The sequence below is a fragment of the Gluconobacter sp. genome (genome assembly GCF_047722525.1).
GTDB lineage: Bacteria > Pseudomonadota > Alphaproteobacteria > Acetobacterales > Acetobacteraceae > Gluconobacter.
Window position 1 is genome coordinate 1 of record NZ_JBDNYY010000012.1, and the last position, 23,872, is coordinate 23,872.

Here is a 23,872-nt window from a genome sequence, read left to right on the forward strand (position 1 = left end):
TCGTCAGGCTCATAACCTGAAGGCCGCAGGTTCAAATCCTGCCCCCGCAACCACTGATACCGACACTCCCGTGAGCATCGCTCCGGGAGTGTTTCTTTTTGCAGCCTTTCCAGTGGCTTGACGCTCGATCCAGTTCAGGATCGTTCCCAGTTCTCCATACAGCATCGCGTCGATCTCACCCCGGTTTGGGCCGGGTGTCAGCACGACTTTCTCGATCAGTGCCCGCAGCGCCTCGGCAGCTTCCAGCCGCTCCTCGGGGCGGTTGAGGGCATCGGTCAGGCGGCCGACCTTCCGGGCATAGACCGCTGAGGCACTCGGCAGTATGTCCGGCACGTCATCGGGAACGTCGGAGAGTAGCGACGCCAGTTCGGCTTTGCGGGCTTCGAGCGCGTCCATCTCCGCCTTCATGCTGGGGTGGAACATGCCCTCCTTGATGGCCTCGATGATGCCACGAATCTGTTTCTCGACCTTCACCTGTTCCACCTGCCAGATATCGGCATTGGACCGACGCTCGCGGTTGAGGCGGTTGCTTTCCACCGCATAGGCACGCATGGCCTCGGCCGCGATCTCGGGGGCCATCATCCGGTCCTTGAGGCCGGAGAGCACCCGGCGTTCCAGATCAGGGCGGGGGATGGTGCGGCTGTTGGTGCAGGAACCATTGGTGACGTGGGACGAGCAGGCAAAGCGATCGGAGCCCCGCAGAGCGTAAGGGCCACCGCACAGCCCACAGAACAGCAGGCCCGACAGCAGGGATTTCGGTCGGCGCGTGCCATTCAGCCGGTTGCGCTTGTGATGCGCCCGGACGGCCTCAGTGACGTTGACGTATTTCTCAGCGATGACGTTCTGGCGGGCCTTGGTCGCCTGCCATAATGCGTCATCGACGATCCGCAGATTGGGCACGTCTGTGATGACCCATTCTGATTCTGGGTTCAGGCGTGAGACGCGCTTGCCGGTGGACGGGTCTTTGACATAGCGCTGCCGGTTCCAGACCAGCCGGCCAATGTATAATTCGTTGTTGATGATGCCGGTGCCGCGCTTCACATGGCCCCGGATGGTGGTGTCGCTCCACAGTTTACCCTCGGGGCCGCCGATGCCCTGGTCGTTGAGGGCTTTGGCGATGGCGCGCGGGCCAATGCCAGCGGCGAAGTCACGGAAGATGCGGCGGATGATCTCCGCCTGCTGCGCGTCGATCTCACGGTCGCCCCGGATCTGTTCGCCTTTGGCGTCGAACTGCCGGACGACGCGATAGCCATAGCACAACCCGCCGCCGGATTTTCCATCCTCGACCCGACCGCGCAGGCCGCGATGGGTCTTGGCTGCCAGGTCTTTCAGGAACAGCGCGTTCATCGTGCCCTTGAGACCGACATGTAGTTCGCTGATCTCACCCTCGGCCAGGGTGACGATCGGCACGCCGGCGAATTTCAGGTGCTTGAACAGGGTGGCAACGTCGGCCTGGTCGCGCGAGATGCGGTCCAGAGCTTCGGCCAGAACGATGTCGAACCGTCCTGCCTGGGCATCCTGTAACAGGGTCTGGATACCGGGACGCAGGATCATGCTGGCGCCGGAGATGCCCGCGTCCTTGTAGGCGCCGACCACCTTCCATTTTTCCCGCTTCGCGTGTTCGCGGCAGATGCGGAATTGGTCCTCGATCGAGGCGTCACGCTGGTTGTCGGACGAGTAGCGGGCATACAGGGCGACGCGGGTCATGGGATGTTCCTTATCAGGCGACCTTGTCCATCCGGCTGGGCCGGATCAGCACCTCGGCGGAGATGCCGAGACCGTCATGCAACTGGCGGATCATGTCGATCGACAGGCCGCGCTTGCGGTTCAGCACATCGGCCACCCGGTTGCGCGGGCCGATCATCGGCTCCAGATCCTTGCGGGTGAGGCCCTGCTGCTCCATGCGGAAGCGGATCGCCTCCACTGGATCGGGCGGGTCGATCGGATGGTGCTTGGCTTCGTAGGCGTCGATCAGCGTCGCCAGTACGTCGAGCCGGTCGCCGTCCGGCGTGCCGCTTTTGGCACCCCACAGGCGCCCGACCTCTTCGAGAGCCGCGTCATAATCCGCTTCGTTGCGGATGGGTTTCAGATCAGCCGTCATGCTCCACCTCCGTCACGTCGATCCTGTCATACGCCTTGTGCGTGCCGATCCATTTGATCCAGACGATGCTCTTCTCGAAATCGACTGCCACGATCAGGCGATAGGCATTGCCCTTGATGTTGAAGACGATCCGTTCCGCGCTGACGATGCTGGCCGTGGCATAAAGCCGCTTCACATCGGCGGTGCTCGTCCAGGCGGCCTTGCCGACTTCGGCGAACCAGGCGTCCAGCGCCGCCTTTACGGCCGGCTGGTCCTTCTGGCCCGCCAGACTGTCAACGAACTCTCTCAGCGTGCGACGGGCGATGATCCTCATTGACCGACCTTATATCACGGGACCATAATGGTCACAAGAAAAATACACGCCTGTCCGGCGAGGGGTCGTTCGCCGGGGGGCAACGCTGACGGGAAGGAGAGGCTACCGCATGCGACCGGATCGGGTCTGCCGGGTCTGTTTCCGCTCCAGCGCACGGGCGCGCTCGAACTGCTCGCGGGCGATCTGCCGGCCGATCAGGCGGGCGAGGGAGCGAATGGTGTCATCGGATGGGCGGAATGCGTCCTCAGTCCTTTCCGCCTCAGTGGTGGGGCCGAACACCTCGATCCTGATTCTATCGGGTCTGCGTGCCATTCTGTCCACCTTCCGGGTCATGGGGCGACAGGAACGATGAAGGACAGGACAAGGGGATTTGAGAAGACCGTGCGGCACCCCATGCGGTAATCGGCGGTGATCGCGCAGAAAAGGGAGGCTTATCGGTCGTGGAAAAGGTGATCATTCTTCTGGCGATTGGATATGCCATCGGATTCTATATTCGGGATCGCCGCGCGAAAGAGGCCCTGGCGCAGCAGGCCGCTGTTCGGCAGCAGGAAGACGAGCGGCGTCGGCAATACCGACAGGAAAATGACCTGTCCGATCCCCAGAATCAGTTGCGCTTCATTGGTGAATGCAGCCTGAAGGCTGTCCCTCCCGTCAATCGGGAAGCCGTGCGCGTGCTCTATGCGATCGACGAGTGGATCAAGGATAGGCAGCCCGACTGGCGTTTCGCCTTTGAAGTTTCGATGGGTGGTTTCATCAAGACGCCTTATGCCTCGGATGATCCGCGTCAGAAGCGGGCGTTCAATTCCTACAGCGGTAAGCGCGTCGATTTCCTTCTGATCGATCGTTTTGGCAATCCGGTCTTGGTGGTCGAGTATAACGGTTCCGGTCACGATCTATCCGGCGACGCTGACGCTCGTATGGCGGTCAAGCGTCTGGCCTTGCAGAAGGCAGGTATCCCGTTGCTCGAAATTCCCGAGAGGATGAGCAAGCCGGATGTCTTCGCTGCACTTTCGGAGAAAATTGGAGTGCTGGAAACAGACAAAAGAACAGGCTAATGGCTCCGCCCTCGCGCCGGCAAGGGTTCGCGTCAGCGAGCTGACGCCGCCCGATGGGGTGTCCCCGATCTTCCTGCACTACGCTCCGTGCGGACCGGGTGATACCCCTCCCCATCGGTCGCCCTTGCCGTTGCTACCCCGCTGCTCGCCGCGAGGCAGAGGAACAGCGGGGGCTGTTCCTCGCGGAACAAAGGGCAAAAGACCATGACCGGCAACACCAACACGGCGACCGATTTCCGCAACACCATCCTCAATGGTGACAGCGTGCAGCTTATGCGCGCATTACCTCGCAACTCGGTGGATTTCATCCTGACAGACCCGCCTTACCTGGTGAATTATCAAGGCAGGGACGGGCGGAAGGTGCGCAATGACGACAATGCGCGCTGGCTCCGGCCCGCTTTCAACCAGATGCACCGTGTCCTGAAATGGGGCGGCTTTGCCGTTTCGTTCTATGGCTGGAACCGTATCGACCTGTTTGCCGATGCCTGGAAGGCGGCGGGGTTCCGCATGGTCGGGCATATCGTCTTTCGCAAGTCCTATTCATCCTCTTCCCGGTTTCTTCGGTATGAACACGAAAGCGCCTACCTGCTGGCCAAGGGCAACGTGACACCGCCCGCAAAGCCTATTCCGGACGTGATCGACATGCCGTATTCGGGAAACAAGCTGCACCCGACGCAAAAGCCGGTGGCAGCACTTCTTCCCGTGGTGGAAGTCTTCTGTCCGAAGGGTGGGGTGGTTCTGGACCCGTTCGCCGGTTCGGGTTCGTCGCTGGTGGCAGCGCAGCATCTTGGCCGCGACTGGCTGGGGATGGAACTGGACCCTGACCATGCAGCCACGGCAAGCCGCCGGTTGGTCTGGCACGCGGCGAAGAAAGTGGCGGCATAGGGAGTGAACGCCGCAGACCCGACAATTCGGTTCTGCGGCGCTCCCTTTCTTGGCCTGTCTGTCCGCACAAATTTGCGCCGATCCGACTTCGCGGATCGGCGACGGGAAGATGGAAAATAAGCGCCACTCGCCGGCGAGTGCCCGGCTCGCGGAATATTCTTGCACGCGGGGATGAACGCCATAACGTCGTGCGATCGCGTTACGAGATCGACATATCTCCAAATGCAGTCTGCACAAAATCTTCCCTTTGCGCATCCTGATTGTCCTGCTGCCAGAGACAGGCGCAAGAGGAAGGGTAATGCGATGCCGATATCAGATTGGCAGTCGCCGGCCGCTTACGAACACGCACAAGACATAGCTGCCGCCGGCATGGCCTGGGAATATCTTCGACGTGACGACGAATACCGTCGCGCGTTCCAGCAGATGAAAACGCTTCCGGCTCCGAAGTCAGGGGGCAGCAAAGCCTTTTCCAAACGATGGGGTTTGCGATTTCCCTGTCGATCCGGCGCAGCCTGCCGGCCGCACGCCTGTCTTCTGGCTACCAGAACTCTCGCCTGACGTCATTGAACTGCATGCAGCACTTGCGGACGCGGATGATCCGGCCGTCATGCCGATCAACCTGACGGAATTACCTGATCTCGTTGCACGGCTGGATGAAGATGAAGCGTGGCATGGTTTCTGGCGGCCCGGCTCGTCGGCACATCAATTCTGGCTCCCGACACATCCACCGGATGGACGCGCCACCTATGTCCTGATCCTGCCGCTCGATAAGCTGCTGGAACTTCGCGCCGAGGCAGTGCTGCGTTTATGGCGCGCGCTGGTCGGCCGGTCTGAGGGCAAGCGGGCGCGCGACTTTCCGCAGCAGACACGGGACCGGCATATCCTGATGCTCAGGGCGTTTGATGGCCGGGCAGCTGGTGCGAGCTATCGCAAGCTCGCCGAGGTTCTGCTCCGGTTCGAAGGCAGGAAGGCCGATTGGGAAAATGATCCTCGTAAAAACCAGGTTCGTCGGCTCGTTGCCGATGGTCGGTATTATGTTCGGGGAGGTTATCGTGATCTGTTGCGCTATCCGTTTCGCTTGTCTCAGGGAGATTAAAAATAATCTATATTCTTGAGTTTTATTCGTCAAATTCTATAATTTCTGGAAGTTCCGCTTTCCCCTTTATTTTGTATTCAGAAAGAGTTCTTATTCTTCTGTAAATACTAAGTAATATTTTAAGTGATATCAATGGATCGTTTGTTCTTTCTAGAATGGCTTTAGTTGAGGGAAGGTCAAGAATTTTTGCCATCTCTCCGTTGGCAAAGGTAACTAATTTTAGTTGTTCTTTTGTTAATTCTATTTTCTTTTTTTCAACGTCCATGCGCAATAATTTGCGTTTTTGAAGATCTGTATGAATGGCATTGTAAGTTTTGTTGCATGCGCCAATAGACGCAGCGACACTACCAACTACGCCAGCTATCTGTACGGCAAGTGGAAGATTCAGAAGGAGTTCAATATAGCCTGGAGAGGCATATTGCATTTTCTGGATCAGAGGACGTCTTTTGGGGGGCGTTGCGTACTTTAGCTGATTATAAAAGCTAACAGCACTATATCCTCCTTGCCATGGAAACGCACGAAAAGCGCGCTCTATTCGTTCATCTGTCACTTCATCCGGTGATGGAAGGACGGCTTCAAAAGCGAAGTAAACCTGTTCATAAGCTCTGGGAAACTTGTAGAGATCTTCTAAAGACCAGCGCTTGTCGATAAAAATTTTATAGCTTTTAGGGTATTCCAAAAAAACTCTCCTGTATGGCGCGTAGAATACTGGAATCTCAAATCGTGTTTATTGTTCATGAGAGTAGCATCCCTGATAAGGGTGCCGGAATCAATCCCGCTTAATTCCGGCACTCTCCATCCCGCCGATCCTCCGCCACGGTTCGCCATGGTCCGCTGTCGTTACCGATAGCCGCCGAACCCAACCGGAGGCCCGATCATGCTCGATCCCAAGACGGGGTTGCCGCCCCGTTTCCTGCGCACGCCCGATGCGGCGCGCTTCCTCGGCATTTCCATCCGCACGCTGGAAAAGCACCGCACCTATGGCACCGGCCCGACCTATCGGAAGATCGGTGGCCGCATCGTCTATGCCCTCCCAGATCTTCAGGGGTGGGTCGAGAATGGTGTCCGTCGGTCCACAACCGACGAGACACCCTGCCGCGTCTTTCCCGCCCGTCCGCTGACTCCCGCCGAAAAGGCGACCCTCTGAATGGCCGGCGTCATGCCGCAGCGCGGCCAGCAGGGGCGGGAGAGCGAGCGGCTTCGCCTCGATCCCTTCGTGATCGCGGGCGGTGATGCCCGCCCCCGTGACCAGCGTGACCTTATGGAGCGCCCTTTCTTCTCGCTCTCCAAGGTAAAGCGCGTTGCCCCGATCTTCTATGAGGCCGGCGGTCAGCGGGTCGAGATTCATGGCCTGGCCGAGCACGGCATGGCGACGATCTGGGATGCCGACGTGCTGATCTGGGCCGCCAGCCAGATCGTCGAGGCGGAGAATGGCGGCCTCCGGACATCCCGCTTCCTGCGCTTCACCCCGTACCAGCTTCTGACGGCCGTTGGCCGTGCCACGGGCGCAAGGGAATACCGCCTGCTCAAGGCCGCGTTCGCCCGCCTGCAATCGACTGTGATCCGCACCACCATCCGTAACGGCGAGCATTGGCGCCGGCACCAGTTCTCCTGGATTAACGAATGGGAGGAACGGACGACCCGCGACGGCCGTGTCGAGGGCATGGAGTGCGTCCTGCCGGACTGGTTCTATCGCGGCGTCATCGACCGCTCGTTGGTCCTGACCATCGACCCTGCCTATTTCCGCCTGACGGGCGGCATCGAACGCTGGCTCTACCGCGTCGCCCGTAAACATGCCGGGCATCAGCCGCAGGGCTGGCTGTTCGAGATTCCCCATCTTCACGAGAAATCCGGCAGCCTGGCGCGTGTCTCCGATTTCGCGCTCGACCTGCGGCGCATCGCCGCCCGCCAGTCGCTCCCCGGCTATCGCCTCGCGATCCGGCGCGAAGGACGGCGGAAACTGCTGCATATTCGTCCCGTCAATTTATCCACAGTGCCTGTGGATGACGGTGTGGACGGACACGGGATTTCGGGCGCAGGGACTATCGGGACTTCGGGCGCATCACTATCGGGATTTCAGGCGCACGAACCCCAGTTAAGTCTTTGGCCTGAAACGCGGAATCGCGCTCCTAACTTAGAGTCTAACTTGGAATCTAACTTTTTGATGTTGGGGCGACCGGATACCGACCGTGGTGCCGGTGCCGCCGCCAGGCCGGGCGATCCGCACGCGTGTGGTCTTTCTCCCATGCCGGGAGACGGGCCATGACCAGCGCCACAACGTCCCGTGCGCGGGGCCACGCCCTGCTGTTCGCACACGAGGCATTGACCCATGTCGAACTGACGCACATCGAAAAACGCGTCGAGAACTGGATCAGGTTCGGCCATGAGGCTCAGGAACAGATCCTCGACCGACGCCGTCGTATCTTCTCCTTCCGGCCTGGCAGCGTTTTCGCCTTCGTTCGCTGGGCGGCCAACGATTTCGGCACCATCGCGTCACACATCGACATCCTGCGCGCCGGGGCAGCGGGAGAACCCTGCCAGACGGTGCCGTTCGTTCGACCGGGTGGTGAAATCCTGCTGAGGGTCGTGGGTTGGCCGAAGGTCGAGCAGGTGCTCCGTCATATCGACGGGGTGGAAAAGGCGGGCATCGACGCCTGCGCGGTCGCGCCCGATCACTGGCGGCATGTCGGCAACCGGTTGAACGCGGGTGAGCAGCCGCGCGCCTACACGATGGCACGTCATCGGGCCTGGCTCAGACGGCGGGAGATCGTGCCATGACCCGCTTCGGTTATGTCATGGCGACGTATTTCGTCGCGATGGGCGTGGCCGTCGCCGCCATCGTCCCGGTGCCGGTGAAGCTGCTCTGGAACGCATCCGCCAGTACGTCCCTCGGTCTCTACGACCTTACAGCGCCGAACGGGCTGAAGGCCGGAGATCTGGTCGCCGTCAGGCCACCGGAGCCGCTGGCCGATTTCATGGTCGGACGCGGCTATATCGGGCGAGGTGTGCCGCTGCTGAAGCCTGTCGCGGCGCTGCCTGGGCAACAGGTGTGCCGTGCTGGCCGTACCGTCACTGTGGATGGTGTGCGGCTCGGGGAGGCGCAGGACCGCGATCGGCGCGGGCGTGTGCTGCCGGTCTGGCAGGGCTGCCGCCGCATCGCGCCGGATCAGATTTTCCTCATGAACCCGTCCGTTCGCGACAGTCTGGACGGCCGCTATTTCGGCCCGCTCCCGCGCGCGGCCGTAATCGGTCGGGCGACGCCACTCTACACCGACACGCGCGGCGACGGCCATTTCGTCTGGCACGGTCTGCTCGCTGGTAGGCCCATGCCGTTCCTTCCCAACATCGCTACGGAGACTTCCCATGCCGCAGATCGGTAGCTTCACGCACGACAAGACCGGCTTTGCCGGACGCATCCAGACCTTCCTCGGTTCCCATGAGATCGTCATCGTGCAGGCCGAGAAATCGGACTCCGACAACGCCCCGGATTATCGCGTTCATCGTGATGACGAGGATGGTCCGGAGGTGGGTGCCGGCTGGAAACGCACGGGCGAGCGTGCCGGCGATTACGTTGCCTTGCTGATCGACGATCCGCTCCTGCCGCAGCCATTGCGCGCCAATCTGTTCCGTGACGGCAGCAATGGCGGTCTCTGGTCGCTGCACTGGAACCGTCCCCAAAAGCGTGATGGGCGGGACTGACGTCATGCGGAAGCAGACCCGGATCGTGTGTCTGCTGGCGGCGGGATGTTTTGTGTCCATGGCTCCGGTTGCTGTATCGGCGCAGACAGTCGACACCCCGTATGCCGCCGAGATCGCTGAGGCTGCACGGCGCTTCGACATCCCGGCGACCTGGATCTGGGCTGTCATGGGGGCCGAGAGTGGTAGTGATCCGGGGGCCGTTTCATCGGCGGGCGCGATGGGGCTGATGCAGATCATGCCCGGAACATGGACGGATCTGCGCGTCCGGCATCATCTCGGGCGTGACCCCTACGATCCGCGCGACAACATCCTGGCGGGCGCGGCCTATCTCCGCGAACTGCATGACCGCTACGGTTCGCCGGGTTTTCTGGCCGCCTATAACGCCGGTCCGGATCGCTATGAGGCGTCTCTGGCAGGGCGTCCACTGCCGCTGGAAACACGCGCTTATGTCGCCGCCATTGCGCCTATCATTGGAGGTGGTGTGGGTGTGCCCGTCATGATTGCGGCGCCCGATCGGTTTGCCTGGACCCGTGCGCCGCTGTTCATCGTGCAGTCGGATCGCAGCACGGCGGTCGCGTCTGTGCGCGATATGTCGGGCATTATGCCGCGATCGGATGGCTTGTTCGTCGCGGGTGGCGGCATGGGATCGCGGCCATGATGGCGATGTGCAGGGCAGGGGGTGGAGAGGCGGAAAGAGGGCAGAAAAGGGAGCGCAAGATTAAAGCAGACGGCACCCCATGGATCCGATCCGCAGGGCAAGCCCTTGTCTGCACATTGTTTTGGGTGGCACCCCCTTTGAGGGGGTATGGTGCCGGCACAGGCGGCGAAGTCAGTTCCCCTCCCGTTTTTCGCGGCACTCTTGTCTGTTTTTGGCCGTTTCGGGCGGATCGGCGGCCATGAGCGCAGACGACGACAATCGGTTCCGTACACGGCCGGGCCGTATTCGCGCCGACACGCCGAAGGTCGGTCGTGCCAGCAGCTTCCTGACCAGGGTGCGGACGGTTACGCGCCAGCAGCAGGCGGCGACCGGCGGGAGTGGACGCCCCCGAGGCGGCGGTCCCGGACATGCACCGAAGGGGGAGGGAAGCATCGCGTCCGGACGTGGTGTGCGGCGTGGACGCGGGGCGACGTTCGTGCGCGCCCGGAACCTCTCGAATGGCTGGAGCCATTGTCGGCCGGGGAGCCGCCGTGTCGTCGTCAAATCCCGCTCCGTCCGTGCCGCCGGGCGGAATGGCAAGGCCGCTGCCCATCTCCGCTACATCCAGCGCGACGGCACCGCCCGCGACGGTGCACGGGGCCGGCTCTATTCGGGGATCGAAGACCGTGCCGATGGTGATGCGTTTCTCGATCGTGGGCGCGACGACCGCCATCAGTTCCGGTTCATCGTCTCACCGGAGGATGCCGGGGATCTTGCCGACCTGACGGGCTATACCCGCGATCTGATGGCGCAGGTCGAAGCCGATCTCGGCACGAAGCTCGATTGGGTGGCCGTCAACCATCACAATACCGGCCATCCGCATGTGCATGTCGTCGTCAACGGCCGTGACGACCTGGGCGAGGATCTGGTTATCAACGGCGACTATCTCGCCAGCGGCATCCGCGAACGGGCGAGCGAACTGGTCACGCTGGAACTCGGCCCCGTCACCGAGATCGAGCAGCGCCGCAAGTTGGTCGCCGAAATCGATCAGGATCGTTTTACCCGCATCGACCGGGCGATGCTCGCGGAGGCCGAGGACCGGTTTCTCGATGTGCGCCACGAGCCGGACGATCCGCGTGGCCAGGCGGACCGGACGCTCCGCCTCCGCCGTCTTGGCAAGCTGGGCGATATGGGTCTTGCCACGGAGCACGGGCCGGGGCTGTGGGAACTGAGCGAGCGGCTGGAGCCGACGCTGCGCGAGATGGGCGAGCGTAACGACATCATCCGCACGATGCAGAAGGCGCTCCGGGCGGAGGGCGCCGAGCGCGATCCGATGAGCTTCGCGATCCATGATGCAGCACCGGCGACGCCGGTCGTCGGTCGCGTCATCGACAAGCACCTCTCCGACGAGTTGGGCGAGGAACTGACGCTGGTGGTCGATGGGATCGACGGCCGCACGCACCATGTCGCCGGCATCGACCCGGTCCGTGTCGCGGAGGCACGGATTGGCAGTATCGTTGAGATTGGCCCGCCTGATAGCGCCGGGCGCCCCTCCGATCGCGCGATTGCCAGCATCGCCGAGGGGGGCGTTTATCGGCCGAGCCGTCATCTGGAACAGGCCCGGTTCGAGGGGCGCGTGCCGAGCGGCGACTATGACGGTTTTATCGCCTCCCATGTCCGGCGGCTGGAGGCCCTGAGCCGGGCCGGTATCGTCGAACGGATTGATGTCGACCAGTGGCGTATTCCCGAGGATTTCGCCATCCGTGCTGCTGCCCATGATGCGGGGAGGGGTGGACGGGCCAATGTTCGCATCCTGTCGACTTTCGACCTCGACAGGCAGATCGGCGCGGATGGTGCGACCTGGCTCGATCGGCGGCTGGTCGGAGGTGCTGTGTCCGATCTGGTGCCTGCCGGCTTCGGGGAACAGGTGCGCGAAGCGATGGAACAGCGGCGGGAGAGGTTGATCGGGCAGGGGGATGCGACACGCCACCAAGATGGGCGCGTCAGCTACCGTCGCAACCTGATCGCCACACTTCAGGATCGGGAGGTTGCCCGTGTCGGGGCGGAATTGGCGGCAATGAAGTCCGTGCCGTTTCGGGCGGTCGCGGACGGCGAGATGGTCAGTGGGATGTTCACCGGCACCGCCCAGCTATCCAGCGGGAAGTTTGCCATCGTCGAGAAGTCTCATGAATTCACGCTGGTCCCGTGGCGGCCTGTGATCGAGCGTCACCTCGGTCGAGAGGTGGCTGGCGTTGTGCAGGGAGGATCGGTGTCGTGGCAGATGGGGCGGCAGAGAGGGCTTGAATTTTAACGGATTCAGCAAGAGTTGTTCAAGCTTGGATTTGACGATTGTGCTTCTTTAATAAGCCAATTCGCAAAAATCTGAGTTGAACCACCACTTAATCTGATCGGTTCGGGCAGGATGAGACAGAATGTCTTGGAAACCAAATTGCCCGCAGGCCAAGGCGCAATCAGACGACCGTCCGCCAGTTCTCTTTCGACATAGAGGCGCGGCACGAGTGCAACGCCAAGGCCGGCCAATGCAGCCTCGATCAGCATTATATGTAAATCGTAACGGGCACCGATCGCGGGGTTCGTCAGTGTGATCCCGGTTTCCCGTGCATATCGTTGCCAGGCGTCCGGGTTTTGCCGTCGATGCAGGCGCGGCAAATCATCCAGTGTCGTCGCCCCATCCCTGTCCAAAAGCGTGGGATGGCAAATGGGTACCAGCACTTCATTCAGCAGGTGGTGTGTCCGCATTCCCGTCCAGGCCGGATGGTCGAAATGGATCGCGGCGTCGAAACCGCTGCCGGCAAGGACAAAGGGTTCCATCCGCTCTGCGAGATGTACCGTGACGTTTGGATGTAGTTCCTGAAACTGTCCCAATCGGGGAATGAGCCACCGCGTTGCGAAAGTCGGGATGGCGGCGATATCGAGGCTCGCGCCATCGCTGGGTTGCCCCATCAGCACCTGACTGTCTCGTTCCAAGCGGTCGAGTGTCTCGCGAACTTGAGCGGCATAACGCTCTCCGTTCGGTAAAAGCCGAACACGATTTCCGATGCGCTCGAATAGTATGACGTCGAGGAAGGCTTCGAGCCGGGCGATCTGACGGCTGATCGCTCCTTCGGTCAGGGCTAGTTCATCCGCTGCGCGGGCAAAACTGCCATGACGAGCGGCAGATTCGAAGGCCATGAGCGCGGAGTTACTTGGTATCTTGCGGCGCATGAGCGGTTCCCGGCTCAGTGATTCATTTCTTTGGTCAATCCCACCGTGACATTAGGTCACTGAAGGATGATCCAATATCGATATATGTGCCGAGATTATCCGATTACCATGACAAACAATCAACCAAAGATGTGGTCAGGCCATGTTAACGGTTCCGATCAAGGGATGTCAGATGATCTACACGGTGGAATGCAGTTTTGCCGATCCGCGCAGCGAAGCGGAATGGAACGACTTCTACAGCTTGGACAAGTTACCGGCTTTGGTTTCGGTCAGCGGCTTTCATACGTCCCAGCGTTTCAAGGCGTTGCGCGAAGGTTGCCCTGTCTATCTTGCCATGCACTCGGTAGACGGTCTCGATGTCCTGACAAGTGAAGAGTATCGTCAGAAGGGCGGTGGCAATTTCGCGCGGTGGCAGCCTCACATTACCGACTGGCATCGCAATCTTTATGCTGGTCTTGATCGCGCTCCCTCCGTCGGGCCTGACAAGATTCTGGCGATGAGCGAGAAAGGCCCGGAATCCTTGATCCGCTTGGGCTTCGCCTTCAACGAACTGCACGCGGTGGCGTTGGAAAAATTCCCAGAATATCGATGGCTCGCCAGGTTGAAGCGCTCCCAGACGTTCGAGGCTCTGCCGACGGATATTCATCTCTATGAGCCGATGACCGCACAGTTGGTCAATTCCGAAGATACTGTTTCCAGAAAGCCTCGGCAGGCCAGCGATGCCTAACGTTACGCTTTTTATATCGCAGGAAAAGATGCCGTCGGAAGAGACACTTACGACGCTCACTCGGGAATGCACAGCGCTTTGCACGGACCTCCTCGAGGCAGCACTGGACAAGGTGCATATCATCTACGTCGCCGTCCGGCACGGTCGTGGACATCCGGTTTTTGCCGAAATTCAATTTCGGCTGGAAGTGTTTCGAACAGCTTCTGTCATGGAAAAGTTCATGGAGGAAATCGGTGACAGCATAAAGCGTAATACGGGCCTTTCCGCCCGTATTCGCTGCTTTGGATATCCGACCGAAAACATTCACGCCCGCAACTGAATAACTGCCAGGCAGAGAACTCAGGAGAGAATAATGTCGGCTACACAATTCCCCTTCCAGCAGGTCGGAGATTTCACGATCACGGCGATCAGCGATGGCAATCTGAGCGCCAGCCTGGATCTCCTCTCGAATATCGAGCCCACGGATGCCGCGCGGATGGAAGAGGAAGCGGGGGTGAAGGACACCTCCGCCATTCATATAAACTGCTATCTGGTACGCGGGGGTGGTCGCACGGTCCTGATTGACGCTGGGGCTGGTGGTTTCAAGCAATGGGGAGGCCTTTTGGCGTCCAATCTTCCACAGGCCGGAGTGCAGCTTTCCGGGGTCGACACGATTCTGCTGACGCATGCTCATCCAGATCATGTTGCTGGGCTTTTGGATAAAAACGGGGAGGCCGTCTTTCCGAATGCCGAGCTTGTCGTCCATAGGCGAGAAGTCGAGTTCTGGCAGGATGATGGCAATCTGAGCCGCGCAAGCGAGCGGGCGCGTGGAAATTTTCTCATGGCGCGTCAGGTATTCGAGAATTATCGTGACAGGTTACGTCTTTTTGAAGGTGGCGAGGTGTCCCCCGGCCTGACGGCTGCGCCGCTTCCGGGACATACGGCAGGGCATACAGGCTATCGCCTTGAATCCGGCGGTCGAAACCTTCTGATCTGGGGGGACATCGTTCATTTCCCGGAGATTCAGATTCCACGCCCGGATGTGTCGATCGCTTTCGACCTGGACCCAATTCTCGCAGCTGAGACACGGGCACGACTGCTTGACCTTGTTAGTTCTGAACGGTTGCTGATTGCCGGTATGCATCTTCGCGAACGTGGTTTTGGACGCATTGAGCGAAAAGGTCAGAGTTACAGCCTTGTCTATGAGAATGAATAAAAGAAGGAAAAGGTAAATGTTGTTCTCAAAGCTCGGCTCCACTGGCCTTGATATTTCGCGTCTCTGCTTGGGGTGTATGACTTTCGGAGAACCGGATGCCGGCGTTCATAATTGGACGATTGGCGAAGCTGATAGTCGGCAGATTATCAGGCGAGCAGTCGAGTGTGGGATCAATTTTTTCGATACTGCGAATAGCTACTCAGCCGGCACCTCTGAAGTGATCGTTGGTAAGCTCCTTAAGGAATATACCCGTCGAGACGAAGTAGTTATCGCCACAAAGGTCTTTTTTCCTGAACGGATGCTGGAAGGGAATGCTGCTCCTAATCGCAAGGGTCTCTCGCGCAAAGCGATCATGACCGAGATCGATGCCAGCCTGACGCGCCTTGGAACCGATTATATCGATCTCTATCAGATTCACCGTTGGGATTATGGTACGCCGATCGAAGAGACGATGGAGGCGCTTCACGATATCGTAAAGGGCGGTAAGGCCCGATACATCGGTGCTTCATCAATGTTCGCATGGCAATTCGCCAAAGCGCAGGAGACGGCGCGCCTGAATGGATGGACGCGTTTCGTTAGCATGCAGAATTATCTTAATTTGCTCTATCGCGAGGAAGAACGCGAAATGATCCCGTTGTGTGCGGATCAGGGTGTCGGACTCATGCCGTGGAGTCCATTGGCACGTGGTCGGCTGGCGCGTCCTGTCGGCCAGCAGACGAAACGGAGCGAAAGCGATACTTTCGGTCAGACTCTCTTTGCAGCGACGGAAAGGGCGGACAATACAGTGATTGGCGCAGTTGAACGTGTTGCCGCCGCGCGTAACGTAACTATGGCGCAAGTGGCACTTGCGTGGGTTTTGACCAAACAAGAGGTATCGGCCCCGATTGTGGGGGCCTCTAAATCTTATCATCTTGATGATGCGATCGGCGCGCTGGAGATCGTGTTGACCGATGATGAGATTACCATGCTGGAGGCAGATTATGTGCCGCACCAAGTTGTTGGATTCGAATGACAATATAAAATAAAGTACTTATAAATTATAATAAAAAATATAAATAAATTATGTCTATATATGGTAAAAATATTATTTGTGTTTATTCTTCTTCAATAAGAACGGGAGGGTTTCGTGTCTTCTAAAAATAAAGAAGTAGTACATAGTGACAATGGCGATAATATCGCGAGTGAGGCAAATTCAATGTTCTCTCTGAAAGGCCGGCGCGCGCTCGTTCTGGGGGGCAGTTCAGGACTGGGGTTCGGTGTGGCTTCAGCTCTTGCCCAACTTGGAGCAGAGATATGCATTTTAGCTCGGAACCAGGAGAAACTTAATGAATCTGTCGCAGAGCTTAAGAAAGTAAATGGAAATATTTCAGGAATAAGTTTTGATATTAGTAATTTTGATAAAATATCTTCAGTTATTGAAAGTGTTCGCCAGTTAATTGGAGATCCAGATATTTTTATAGCTAATGGCGGTGGTCCGCCGCCGAGTGCAGCCGTGGAGTTCGACCCAGTCGTCTGGCGTGCTCAGTTTGAGACAATGTTGTTAACTACCATGGCATTCACAACAGCTTTTCTACCGTCCATGCGGCAGAATGGCTACGGACGTATCGTGATGATTTCGTCAGTCAGTGTTGTAGAGCCTATTCCTGGCCTTGTTTTGTCAAATACCTTGCGTGCCGGCCTGGCAAATTGGGGTAAAACGCTGGCCTCGGAAGTGGCTGCCGATGGTGTGACAGTAAATACGCTCATGCCCGGCTTGTTCGCAACCGATCGCGTTAAAAGGCTGAACCAGCTAGCTGCGCAGGCCAAAGGTGAAGATATCGAGACGATAGCAGCTAAGGAACAAGCCGCAATTCCCATCCGGCGATACGGCCGGCCCGAAGAGTTTGGTGCCGTCGCGGCTTTTCTTGCCAGTCCAGCGGCTTCTTACGTCACAGGCGCCCTTATTCCAGTTGATGGCGGATTGATGAAGAGCTGACTTCTTCATTTTTCTCGCGGCAAAAATATGAATGAAGTGATTCCGATGGCTCACGCAAAGTCGCGCTTCCCCACTGGGGCAGAAACTCTCGTCTCTAGCCTTGCTGCAAGTGGCATTGATGTTTGCTTTGCCAATCCAGGAACGTCGGAGATGCACTTCGTCGCTGCGCTTGATAAAATCAATGGCATTCGACCGATCCTATGCCTTTTCGAGGGCGTCGCTACCGGGGCAGCGGACGGTTATGCCCGGATAGCAGGAAAGCCCGCGTCTACTCTTTTACATCTTGGGCCAGGTCTAGGTAATGGTCTTGCTAACCTTCACAACGCGAAACGTGCTTCCGTACCCATGGTCAATATCGTCGGAAATCATGCTTCTTATCACCTGCAATTCGATGCGCCATTAACCTCAGATGTCGCAGGGTTTGCGCGTCCTGTATCCGATTGGGTACATACGTCACAAAGTGCTCGAACAGTCCCTGCGGATGCTGCTCGCGCGGTGCAGGCAGCCAGAGCAGCACCTGGACAAATAGCAACGCTTATTTTGCCAGCAGATACCGCGTGGCTGCCTGGGGAACGCGCGTCCGGCCCGCTGCCTGTTTCTGGGGCCAGCGATGTTTCTGCTGCGGCAATAGATCAATGTGTCGCGGCCTTACGGAGTGGACGAAAAACAGCTATTTTGCTCCGTGGCGCTGCCCTAACAGGAGCAGGACTGAGAGCGGCCGGGCGTATTGCTGCGCAGACACACGCCAGGTTGTTCTGCGATACCTTCGCGCCTCGTATTGAACGAGGTGTTGGGCGGATTCCGGTAGAGCGTCTCCAGTATCGCGCGGATGAGGTTGTGCAGCAGTTGTGTGCTTTCGAGACTTTAATTTTAGTAGGAGCTCAACCGCCAGTTGCTTTCTTTGCCTATCCTGGCAAGCCGAGTTGGCTCACGCCGGAAACATGCACGATTTTAACACTCTCCTATCCTCATGAAGCCGGATCGGAAGCCGTTGAAATGCTAGCTAACGCATTGGGGGCTCCGGAAGTAAGATTAATTGGTTCCCAGAGTAACTTTACGTTGCCAGAGGATGATATCTTAACCGCAGAAGCTGTCGTACAGATTGTCGCGTGTCTATTGCCCGAGAATTCTATTGTAGCTGATGAGGGGCTGACCTCTACTTTCCCTAACTATGACTTGCTTGCTACAGCAGCACCACATGATCATTTGAACCTTACTGGGGGTTCGATAGGTGGCATTCTTCCGCTCGGTACTGGCGCTGCGGTTGCGGCCCCCGAGCGCAAAGTTGTTTGTCTAGAAGGTGATGGTAGCGGTATGTATACCCTACAAGCACTATGGACGCAGGCCCGTGAAAAGCTCGATGTAATTACGATTATTTTCGCAAACAGATCTTACTCTGTTCTGAATCAGGAGTTGGAACGAGTTGGGGTAGCGACTGCCGGGCTGCGGGCGCGTTCGTTGTTTGACTTGCGAAATCCAGAAATAAATTGGGTGAACTTGGCCCAAGGTATGGGGGTTGAGGCTGTCAGCGTTGATACTGTTAAGGAATTTTATGATGTATTGTCATCGGTTTTTCTGAAACGTGGTCCCTTCCTCATTGAGGCTGTGATTTAATAATGCGTCGGATACGCCATATTTCCGACGTGACAGGAATTGCAGGCGGACGCATCCCGCTTATGACGCTTATCCAGCTCCTCTCGGTTGCACAACATCTGAATTTTCGCCATGCTGCCGGTGCACTCGGGGTCGCGCAATCGAGCGTTAGTGCTCGGATCAAGGCGCTGGAAGAGACGCTTGGCATCGTCCTGTTCGAACGGCGTCATCGCGGCGTCCGGCTGACCGAGGCCGGGCGCCGTTTCGTCACTGAGGTGTCGGCAGGTATCGAGCAGATCGACCATGCCGTCAGAACGGCTGGTGCCGTTTCCGATGGTACAGTGGGTCGCCTCGCGATTGGGCTGAACGGCTCGATCGCGACAGGGTTTCTCGCCGATTTGCGTCGGCGCTACAGCGCAGCCCACCCGGCAATCGAGCAGAGCATCATCGAAGGACCGTCGTTACATACTCTCGCCATGATACGCGACGGCACGCTCGATGTGGCTTTTATCATCAATGTCTCCAATGTGCCTGACTGCCATAGTCGGCACCTCTGGAGCGAGGCCCTGGTGATTGCTCTTCCTACCGCGCATCCGCTCGCAGATCTGGAATCCCTCGGCTGGGCAGATCTCCTCACGGAAAACTTCCTTGTCCGGTCGAGTGGCGCCGGGCCGCAGGTTTTCGAACATATCGTCCGGCGCGTGGCCGAACATGGACGATCGCCGCGCCTCCAGCGGCTCGATGTCGGGCGGGATACGTTGATGCACATGGTTGCCGCAGGAGAGGGGATCACGCTAACCCACGAAGCAGGGGGTCATGTGCCATTCCCCGGCATCGTTTTCCGTCCGATCTACGACGAGAAGGAACAGGCCCGGTTCAGCGCCGTCTGGTCGCCCCAGAACCGTAGCCCCGCGCTGCGGAATTTTCTGGATCTCGCCACGCATATGAGTCGTCTGGACGATTTGACCATGCGGGGTCAAACCATGTCATCCTCGTTTTCAGCCAAAGCACCGGGACAGCACGAAACTGGCGGCGCACCTTTATGAAGCGTCGGCCTGTCGATACAGCCTGTTATCAGGAGGAAAATCCCAATGACCCTTGAAACCTTCCGTCAGATCTACGGTCTCGACGACAGCCCGTCACCGCTCGACCGGTCGGTACTGATCCTGATCGACATCCAGCGCGAATATCGCGACGGACGGGTGCCGCTTACCAATGTCGATGCGGCGGCGGATGAGGCAGGACGGCTGCTCGATCTCGCGCGGCGCGAGGGCGTGCCAGTCATCCATATCGCCCATGACGCAGGACCAGGCGCTCCCGCCTTCGCCAGCGATAGTCCGTATCGCGATTTCCTGCCCCAGGTGACGCCCCGCGAAGGGGAGACGGTTCTGTTCAAGACCCATGCGAATGCGTTTATCGGCACCGGGCTCGCGGACCGGATCAAGGAGACAGGTCGGAATGAGGTCATCATTGCCGGGGATACGGTGGGTGTCTGCGTGTCCACCACGGCCCGCGCGGCGGCGGAGGAATACGGTCTGCGCGTAACCCTTGTGGCGGACGCCATTGCCGCACGTGATGTCGCTGATCCGCTGGGTGGAACGATCGCGGCCGAAACCGTGCGCCGCGTTGCGCTGGCCGAGCTGGCGGATATGTTCGCCGTCGTCGTGAAGGACAGCACCGTGTGGAAGGACTGAGGGCGTTTTTCCCCCTCAGCCGGTCAGCGCGGGCTGGCCAGGACAGCTTTCAATAGCGCCCCTGGTTCCACGTCCAAGGCCTCCGCAATCTTTCCCAGAATCGTAACGCTTGCCGAAACCAGGCCGGCGCGATCGGCCAGCTCCTCTTGCGTCATGTCCCTGTCATGACGCATCCGACGCAGGTTGACCGCCATGACCTCCTTGAGATCCATGCCATCATCGAGACCTGCGCCGGAACGATCGTTCCAGGAATGATCGTTCCTATTCGTCCCGACCCGTGGTATCCTCGCCCTCTGGCGGGGGCTTTTCTGCGCCAGGTGCGAGACGAATGAGAAGATCGGCGCCGGAAACGCCAAGGGTGGCTGTTATGTCAGCGAACTCGATGACATCGATTCGTCGCTCGCCATTCTCGTATTTGGCGACGAAGGATTGGGGCTTGCCGAGGGAGGCCGCCAGTTCCGCCTGCGTCATACCCCCGGTCTTACGTGCTTCGACAAGAAGCGATTGCAGCAAAAGCTGCCGGGGTGTGCGCAGGGATTTCTTCACGCGGAACAGCTCTCCGACGGGCAGGGGAGCTGTTCCGATAATCCCGATTCAGGATTATCCCATTTTAGGATATGTTTGACTGCAATCCTGCTGGAGGGCTGTCGGATGACAGCAAGACCCGAACTGGACCCCGATGTCGATGACCTGGCCCCGACCGTGCCGGAGATCACGACCTACGACGAAGTGCATTTCATCACCTATCTCCGCCTGCTCGATGCCGAGGCTGATCGGGCCGACTGGGCGGAGGTGGCGCGGATCGTGCTGCATCGCGATCCGGCGGACGCAGAGCGCACGCGCATCTGCTGGGAAAGCCATCTCGCCCGTGCGCAGTGGATGACGAAAATCGGCTACCGGAAAATTCTCGAGCAGGCCGTGATCGACGCCCGCGCAACCCGGCACTGACCGTCCTTTTTCTACGCCATGGTATCCGGTGGTACGATCGCGAATCATTATATATTGCCTGCCGCTGGGTCGCCCCTTCTCTGATCGGTTTCATTCCTCAAGCCGATTGGAGCCCCGATGTCCGGAAGCCGTGTCCTGTGGGGGCAGGTCGCCCTCGTTCTGCTGATCGTCTTCGTCGCCATCTGGAGTGCCACGGAATGGACGGCCTGGCGTCTCGGCTTTCAGCCCCAGCTTGGCGCACCCTGGTTCATGGTGGCGGGCTGGCCGTTTTACGATCCGCCGGCCTTCTTCTGGTGGTGGTATTTCTACGACGCCTACGCCCCGTCGATCTTCGTGGCGGGCGGGTATATCGCGTCGTCCGGCGGCCTCATCGCCATCGTCGTTGCCATTGGCCTGTCCGTCCTCCGGGCGCGGGAAGCCCGCAACGTCGCCACATATGGCTCGGCCCGCTGGGCGGATGCTGCCGAGGTGAAGGAAGCCGGGCTGCTCGACCCCGACGGCGTGGTGCTGGGCCGGCTGGATCGGGACTATCTCCGGCACAACGGTCCCGAGCATGTGCTGTGTTTCGCGCCGACCCGCTCGGGCAAAGGCATAGGGCTGGTCGTGCCGACGCTGCTGACCTGGCCGGGCTCGGCGATCGTCCATGACATCAAGGGCGAGAACTGGGGGCTGACCGCCGGATTTCGTGCGCGCCACGGGCGCGTGCTGCTGTTCGATCCGACCGATCCGGCATCCTCGCCCTACAACCCGCTGCTGGAGGTCCGGCGTGGTGACAGGGAGGTGCGCGATGTCCAGAACATCGCCGATATCCTCGTCGACCCCGAAGGTGCTTTGGATCGACGCAACCATTGGGAGAAGACCTCGCACTCCCTGCTGGTGGGTGCGATCCTGCATGTCCTTTACGCCGAGCCGGACAAGACGCTGGCCGGTGTCGCGAATTTTCTTTCCGATCCGAAGCGGCCGATGGAGGCGACGCTGCGTGCCATGATGTCCACGTCGCATCTCGGCAAGGCGGGCGTGCATCCCGTCATTGCCTCTTCGGCGCGCGAGCTGCTGAACAAGAGCGACAACGAGCGCTCAGGTGTATTGTCCACCGCCATGTCGTTCCTGGGCCTCTATCGCGACCCCGTGGTGGCAAAAGTGACGGCACGATGCGACTGGCGCATCGCGGATCTCGTGTCCGGCCGCCAGCCCGCGAGCCTCTATCTCGTCGTACCGCCATCCGACATTGCCCGCACCAAGCCGCTGATCCGCCTGATCCTGAACCAGATTGGCAGGCGGCTGACGGAGGATCTGCATGTCTCCGCCCATCGGCACCAGTTGCTGCTGATGCTCGATGAGTTTCCCGCCCTTGGTCGGCTGGATTTCTTCGAGAGTGCGCTGGCCTTCATGGCGGGGTATGGGATCAAATCTTTCCTGATCGCGCAGAGTCTCAACCAGATCGAAAAAGCTTACGGCGCGAACAACAGCATTCTCGACAACTGTCATGTCCGCGTCGCGTTTGCCACCAACGACGAGCGTACCGCCCGGCGTGTGTCGGACGCGCTCGGCACCGCGACCGAGATACGTGATTCCACCAATTATGCCGGCCATCGCCTGTCACCCTGGCTCGGGCATCTCATGGTCTCACGACAGGAGACGGCACGACCTCTACTCACGCCCGGCGAGGTGATGCAGCTTCCGCCGACCGATGAACTGCTGCTGGTCGCGGGCGTCGCCCCCGTCCGCGCGAAGAAGGCGCGCTATTACGAGGACGCGCGGTTCATGGAGCGTATCCTCCCGCCCCCGGCCACCGGAGCGCAACGCCCGTCCGCGCCTCCGTCCGATGATTGGTCGGCGCTGGAGACAATGGCGCCATCAGGAGGATCAGCACCGGGTGGGAACACGGGCGCTGATGGTGATCCCGCCAATGCCGGCATCCGCCGCGAACCGGAATTGCCGGAGCATGAGGACGTCGTGCCGCCCGAGCATCCGGGCGTGCAGGAGTTCGATGTGCTCGACGACGAGCCGGATGTCGATGCCGCCAAGGCGCGCGCCATCCGCCAGCAGGCCCGCTCGGTCGCCCGTCAGGCGACAATGGACCCGGCCGACGGCCTCGATCTGTGAGGATGCCCATGTCGAGCAAGACCCGCATGAATGTGTATTTCGAGCCCGAGCTTCTGAAGCAGGTCGAAGCGCTGGCGCTGCGACGCAACGTCTCGAAGTCGGCGGTGATCGAGGCCGCCGTCGCCTCCTTTCTCTCTGCCGACGCATCGGAGCGGCTGGAAGCGGTGTTCGCCCGTCGCATGGACAGGATCGACCGCCAGATCGCCGGGATGGAAGAAGACGTCGCCATTATGGGTGAGACGCTGGCACTGTTCATCCGCTTCTGGCTGACCGTCACCCCGCCACTGCCTGACAGTGCCCAGGCATCGGCTAGGGCGAAAGGCGTCGAGCGGTTCGAGGGTTTCCTGCAATCGCTCGGGCGAAAACTGGCCACTGGAGATCGGTTTCTCAGGGAACTGTCGCGCGATATCGACACGCGGCGCAATGGAGGTGAAAATCCCCAGTAAACGTCAGATTGAGTGGGCCTGTCGCAAGGATTCGTCAATCCCGCCGATCGCCGCCGTTTCCACGCGATGACCGCACGGTGAGTGATAGTTGTTGAATCGAGCCGAAATGGCCTTCTTTTAATCATCCCCGTATGGGGGCCATCTGTTCCGGTCCCGTTCGAGCGGGGATCAGATGGC

30 protein-coding genes are annotated in these 23,872 nt (G+C 59.5%); 22 read left to right on the forward strand and 8 right to left on the reverse strand.

Features of this window, described 5'->3' with window-relative positions; genetic code table 11:
• Nucleotides 1-9 precede the first annotated feature (9 nt).
• From ABF859_RS11225 to ABF859_RS11240, 4 genes are all read right to left on the reverse strand, one after another.
• Nucleotides 10-1,707 (reverse strand): recombinase family protein, encoded by a 1,698-nt coding sequence (locus ABF859_RS11225; RefSeq protein ID WP_415527869.1) that lies wholly within the window; start codon nucleotides 1,705-1,707, stop codon nucleotides 10-12.
• A gap of 13 nt (nucleotides 1,708-1,720) precedes the next feature.
• The gene (locus ABF859_RS11230) at nucleotides 1,721-2,101 is read right to left on the reverse strand and encodes a helix-turn-helix domain-containing protein (protein WP_025825656.1); all 381 of its coding nucleotides are present in this window, start codon (nucleotides 2,099-2,101) and stop codon (nucleotides 1,721-1,723) included.
• Nucleotides 2,091-2,414, reverse strand: coding sequence for a type II toxin-antitoxin system HigB family toxin (locus tag ABF859_RS11235; protein ID WP_182987235.1), 324 nt, complete (start codon nucleotides 2,412-2,414; stop codon nucleotides 2,091-2,093). Before ABF859_RS11235 ends, ABF859_RS11230 begins: the two co-directional genes overlap by 11 nt.
• A 102-nt stretch (nucleotides 2,415-2,516) precedes the next feature.
• Nucleotides 2,517-2,726 carry a hypothetical protein gene (locus ABF859_RS11240; RefSeq protein ID WP_415527870.1) on the reverse strand — a complete coding sequence of 70 codons (210 nt, stop codon included), beginning with the start codon at nucleotides 2,724-2,726 and terminating at the stop codon, nucleotides 2,517-2,519.
• 137 nt (nucleotides 2,727-2,863) lie between these two features.
• Between ABF859_RS11240 and ABF859_RS11245 the strand changes: the two genes are divergently transcribed.
• The 4 genes from ABF859_RS11245 (at nucleotide 2,864) to ABF859_RS11260 (ending at nucleotide 5,450) form a co-directional block, all read left to right on the forward strand.
• A complete protein-coding gene (locus ABF859_RS11245) occupies nucleotides 2,864-3,469 on the forward strand; it encodes a DUF2726 domain-containing protein (protein WP_415527871.1) in 606 nt (201 codons plus the stop codon).
• Nucleotides 3,470-3,673: 204 nt separating this feature from the next.
• Nucleotides 3,674-4,354, forward strand: coding sequence for a DNA methyltransferase (locus ABF859_RS11250; RefSeq protein WP_415527872.1), 681 nt, complete (start codon nucleotides 3,674-3,676; stop codon nucleotides 4,352-4,354).
• A 303-nt stretch (nucleotides 4,355-4,657) separates the two neighbouring features.
• Nucleotides 4,658-4,912: a transcriptional regulator domain-containing protein gene (locus ABF859_RS11255; RefSeq protein WP_415527917.1), complete on the forward strand. Its 255-nt coding sequence runs from the start codon at nucleotides 4,658-4,660 to the stop codon at nucleotides 4,910-4,912.
• 49 nt (nucleotides 4,913-4,961) lie between these two features.
• Complete coding sequence (locus tag ABF859_RS11260) at nucleotides 4,962-5,450, forward strand: DUF2285 domain-containing protein (protein ID WP_415527873.1); 489 nt, start codon at nucleotides 4,962-4,964, stop codon at nucleotides 5,448-5,450.
• A 22-nt stretch (nucleotides 5,451-5,472) separates the two neighbouring features.
• Here ABF859_RS11260 and ABF859_RS11265 read toward each other — a convergent pair whose 3' ends face one another.
• Nucleotides 5,473-6,129 (reverse strand): hypothetical protein, encoded by a 657-nt coding sequence (locus tag ABF859_RS11265; protein WP_415527874.1) that lies wholly within the window; start codon nucleotides 6,127-6,129, stop codon nucleotides 5,473-5,475.
• 198 nt (nucleotides 6,130-6,327) lie between these two features.
• On the opposite strand from ABF859_RS11265, the gene ABF859_RS11270 reads away from it, so the two are divergent.
• From ABF859_RS11270 to ABF859_RS11300, 7 genes are all read left to right on the forward strand, one after another.
• Complete coding sequence (locus tag ABF859_RS11270; protein WP_019086238.1) at nucleotides 6,328-6,597, forward strand: helix-turn-helix transcriptional regulator; 270 nt, start codon at nucleotides 6,328-6,330, stop codon at nucleotides 6,595-6,597.
• Nucleotides 6,598-7,716: a replication initiator protein A gene (locus ABF859_RS11275; RefSeq protein WP_415527876.1), complete on the forward strand. Its 1,119-nt coding sequence runs from the start codon at nucleotides 6,598-6,600 to the stop codon at nucleotides 7,714-7,716.
• Nucleotides 7,713-8,228 carry a DUF2840 domain-containing protein gene (locus ABF859_RS11280; protein WP_415527878.1) on the forward strand — a complete coding sequence of 172 codons (516 nt, stop codon included), beginning with the start codon at nucleotides 7,713-7,715 and terminating at the stop codon, nucleotides 8,226-8,228. Before ABF859_RS11275 ends, ABF859_RS11280 begins: the two co-directional genes overlap by 4 nt.
• Nucleotides 8,225-8,830, forward strand: a complete 606-nt coding sequence (locus tag ABF859_RS11285) for a S26 family signal peptidase (RefSeq protein WP_415527880.1) — start codon at nucleotides 8,225-8,227, stop codon at nucleotides 8,828-8,830. The genes ABF859_RS11280 and ABF859_RS11285 overlap by 4 nt, the downstream gene beginning before the upstream one ends.
• A complete protein-coding gene (locus ABF859_RS11290; protein WP_415527881.1) occupies nucleotides 8,814-9,149 on the forward strand; it encodes a DUF736 domain-containing protein in 336 nt (111 codons plus the stop codon). Before ABF859_RS11285 ends, ABF859_RS11290 begins: the two co-directional genes overlap by 17 nt.
• A gap of 4 nt (nucleotides 9,150-9,153) precedes the next feature.
• The gene (locus ABF859_RS11295; RefSeq protein ID WP_415527882.1) at nucleotides 9,154-9,807 is read left to right on the forward strand and encodes a lytic transglycosylase domain-containing protein; all 654 of its coding nucleotides are present in this window, start codon (nucleotides 9,154-9,156) and stop codon (nucleotides 9,805-9,807) included.
• A 1,057-nt stretch (nucleotides 9,808-10,864) separates the two neighbouring features.
• Nucleotides 10,865-12,097 (forward strand): DUF3363 domain-containing protein, encoded by a 1,233-nt coding sequence (locus ABF859_RS11300; RefSeq protein ID WP_415527918.1) that lies wholly within the window; start codon nucleotides 10,865-10,867, stop codon nucleotides 12,095-12,097.
• Between the two features lie 5 nt (nucleotides 12,098-12,102).
• On the opposite strand, the gene ABF859_RS11305 is transcribed toward ABF859_RS11300, so the two are convergent.
• The gene (locus ABF859_RS11305) at nucleotides 12,103-13,011 is read right to left on the reverse strand and encodes a LysR substrate-binding domain-containing protein (protein WP_415527883.1); all 909 of its coding nucleotides are present in this window, start codon (nucleotides 13,009-13,011) and stop codon (nucleotides 12,103-12,105) included.
• A gap of 172 nt (nucleotides 13,012-13,183) precedes the next feature.
• Here ABF859_RS11305 and ABF859_RS11310 point away from each other — a divergent pair, with 172 nt between their 5' ends.
• From ABF859_RS11310 to ABF859_RS11345, 8 genes are all read left to right on the forward strand, one after another.
• Nucleotides 13,184-13,738: a sugar ABC transporter gene (locus ABF859_RS11310; RefSeq protein WP_415527884.1), complete on the forward strand. Its 555-nt coding sequence runs from the start codon at nucleotides 13,184-13,186 to the stop codon at nucleotides 13,736-13,738.
• Nucleotides 13,731-14,057, forward strand: coding sequence for a hypothetical protein (locus ABF859_RS11315; RefSeq protein WP_415527885.1), 327 nt, complete (start codon nucleotides 13,731-13,733; stop codon nucleotides 14,055-14,057). Before ABF859_RS11310 ends, ABF859_RS11315 begins: the two co-directional genes overlap by 8 nt.
• Nucleotides 14,058-14,090: 33 nt before the next feature.
• Nucleotides 14,091-14,933 carry an MBL fold metallo-hydrolase gene (locus tag ABF859_RS11320; protein ID WP_415527886.1) on the forward strand — a complete coding sequence of 281 codons (843 nt, stop codon included), beginning with the start codon at nucleotides 14,091-14,093 and terminating at the stop codon, nucleotides 14,931-14,933.
• Between the two features lie 16 nt (nucleotides 14,934-14,949).
• Nucleotides 14,950-15,945 (forward strand): aldo/keto reductase, encoded by a 996-nt coding sequence (locus ABF859_RS11325; RefSeq protein ID WP_415527887.1) that lies wholly within the window; start codon nucleotides 14,950-14,952, stop codon nucleotides 15,943-15,945.
• 114 nt (nucleotides 15,946-16,059) lie between these two features.
• Nucleotides 16,060-16,908, forward strand: a complete 849-nt coding sequence (locus ABF859_RS11330) for an SDR family oxidoreductase (RefSeq protein WP_415527888.1) — start codon at nucleotides 16,060-16,062, stop codon at nucleotides 16,906-16,908.
• Between the two features lie 27 nt (nucleotides 16,909-16,935).
• Nucleotides 16,936-18,522, forward strand: a complete 1,587-nt coding sequence (locus ABF859_RS11335) for an acetolactate synthase large subunit (protein WP_415527889.1) — start codon at nucleotides 16,936-16,938, stop codon at nucleotides 18,520-18,522.
• 62 nt (nucleotides 18,523-18,584) lie between these two features.
• The gene (locus ABF859_RS11340; RefSeq protein WP_415527890.1) at nucleotides 18,585-19,547 is read left to right on the forward strand and encodes a LysR family transcriptional regulator; all 963 of its coding nucleotides are present in this window, start codon (nucleotides 18,585-18,587) and stop codon (nucleotides 19,545-19,547) included.
• Nucleotides 19,548-19,592: 45 nt separating this feature from the next.
• On the forward strand, nucleotides 19,593-20,195 hold the full coding sequence (locus ABF859_RS11345; protein ID WP_415527891.1) for a cysteine hydrolase family protein: 603 nt from the start codon (nucleotides 19,593-19,595) through the stop codon (nucleotides 20,193-20,195).
• A 23-nt stretch (nucleotides 20,196-20,218) separates the two neighbouring features.
• On the opposite strand, the gene ABF859_RS11350 is transcribed toward ABF859_RS11345, so the two are convergent.
• Nucleotides 20,219-20,407, reverse strand: a complete 189-nt coding sequence (locus ABF859_RS11350) for a helix-turn-helix domain-containing protein (protein ID WP_415527892.1) — start codon at nucleotides 20,405-20,407, stop codon at nucleotides 20,219-20,221.
• 49 nt (nucleotides 20,408-20,456) lie between these two features.
• Complete coding sequence (locus tag ABF859_RS11355) at nucleotides 20,457-20,741, reverse strand: helix-turn-helix domain-containing protein (RefSeq protein ID WP_415527893.1); 285 nt, start codon at nucleotides 20,739-20,741, stop codon at nucleotides 20,457-20,459.
• Nucleotides 20,742-20,846: 105 nt separating this feature from the next.
• Here ABF859_RS11355 and ABF859_RS11360 point away from each other — a divergent pair, with 105 nt between their 5' ends.
• From ABF859_RS11360 to ABF859_RS11370, 3 genes are all read left to right on the forward strand, one after another.
• Nucleotides 20,847-21,143, forward strand: a complete 297-nt coding sequence (locus tag ABF859_RS11360) for a DUF2285 domain-containing protein (protein WP_415527894.1) — start codon at nucleotides 20,847-20,849, stop codon at nucleotides 21,141-21,143.
• A 117-nt stretch (nucleotides 21,144-21,260) separates the two neighbouring features.
• The gene (locus tag ABF859_RS11365) at nucleotides 21,261-23,249 is read left to right on the forward strand and encodes a conjugal transfer protein TraG (protein WP_415527895.1); all 1,989 of its coding nucleotides are present in this window, start codon (nucleotides 21,261-21,263) and stop codon (nucleotides 23,247-23,249) included.
• 8 nt (nucleotides 23,250-23,257) lie between these two features.
• A complete protein-coding gene (locus tag ABF859_RS11370; RefSeq protein WP_415527896.1) occupies nucleotides 23,258-23,695 on the forward strand; it encodes a CopG family transcriptional regulator in 438 nt (145 codons plus the stop codon).
• Nucleotides 23,696-23,872: the final 177 nt, after the last annotated feature.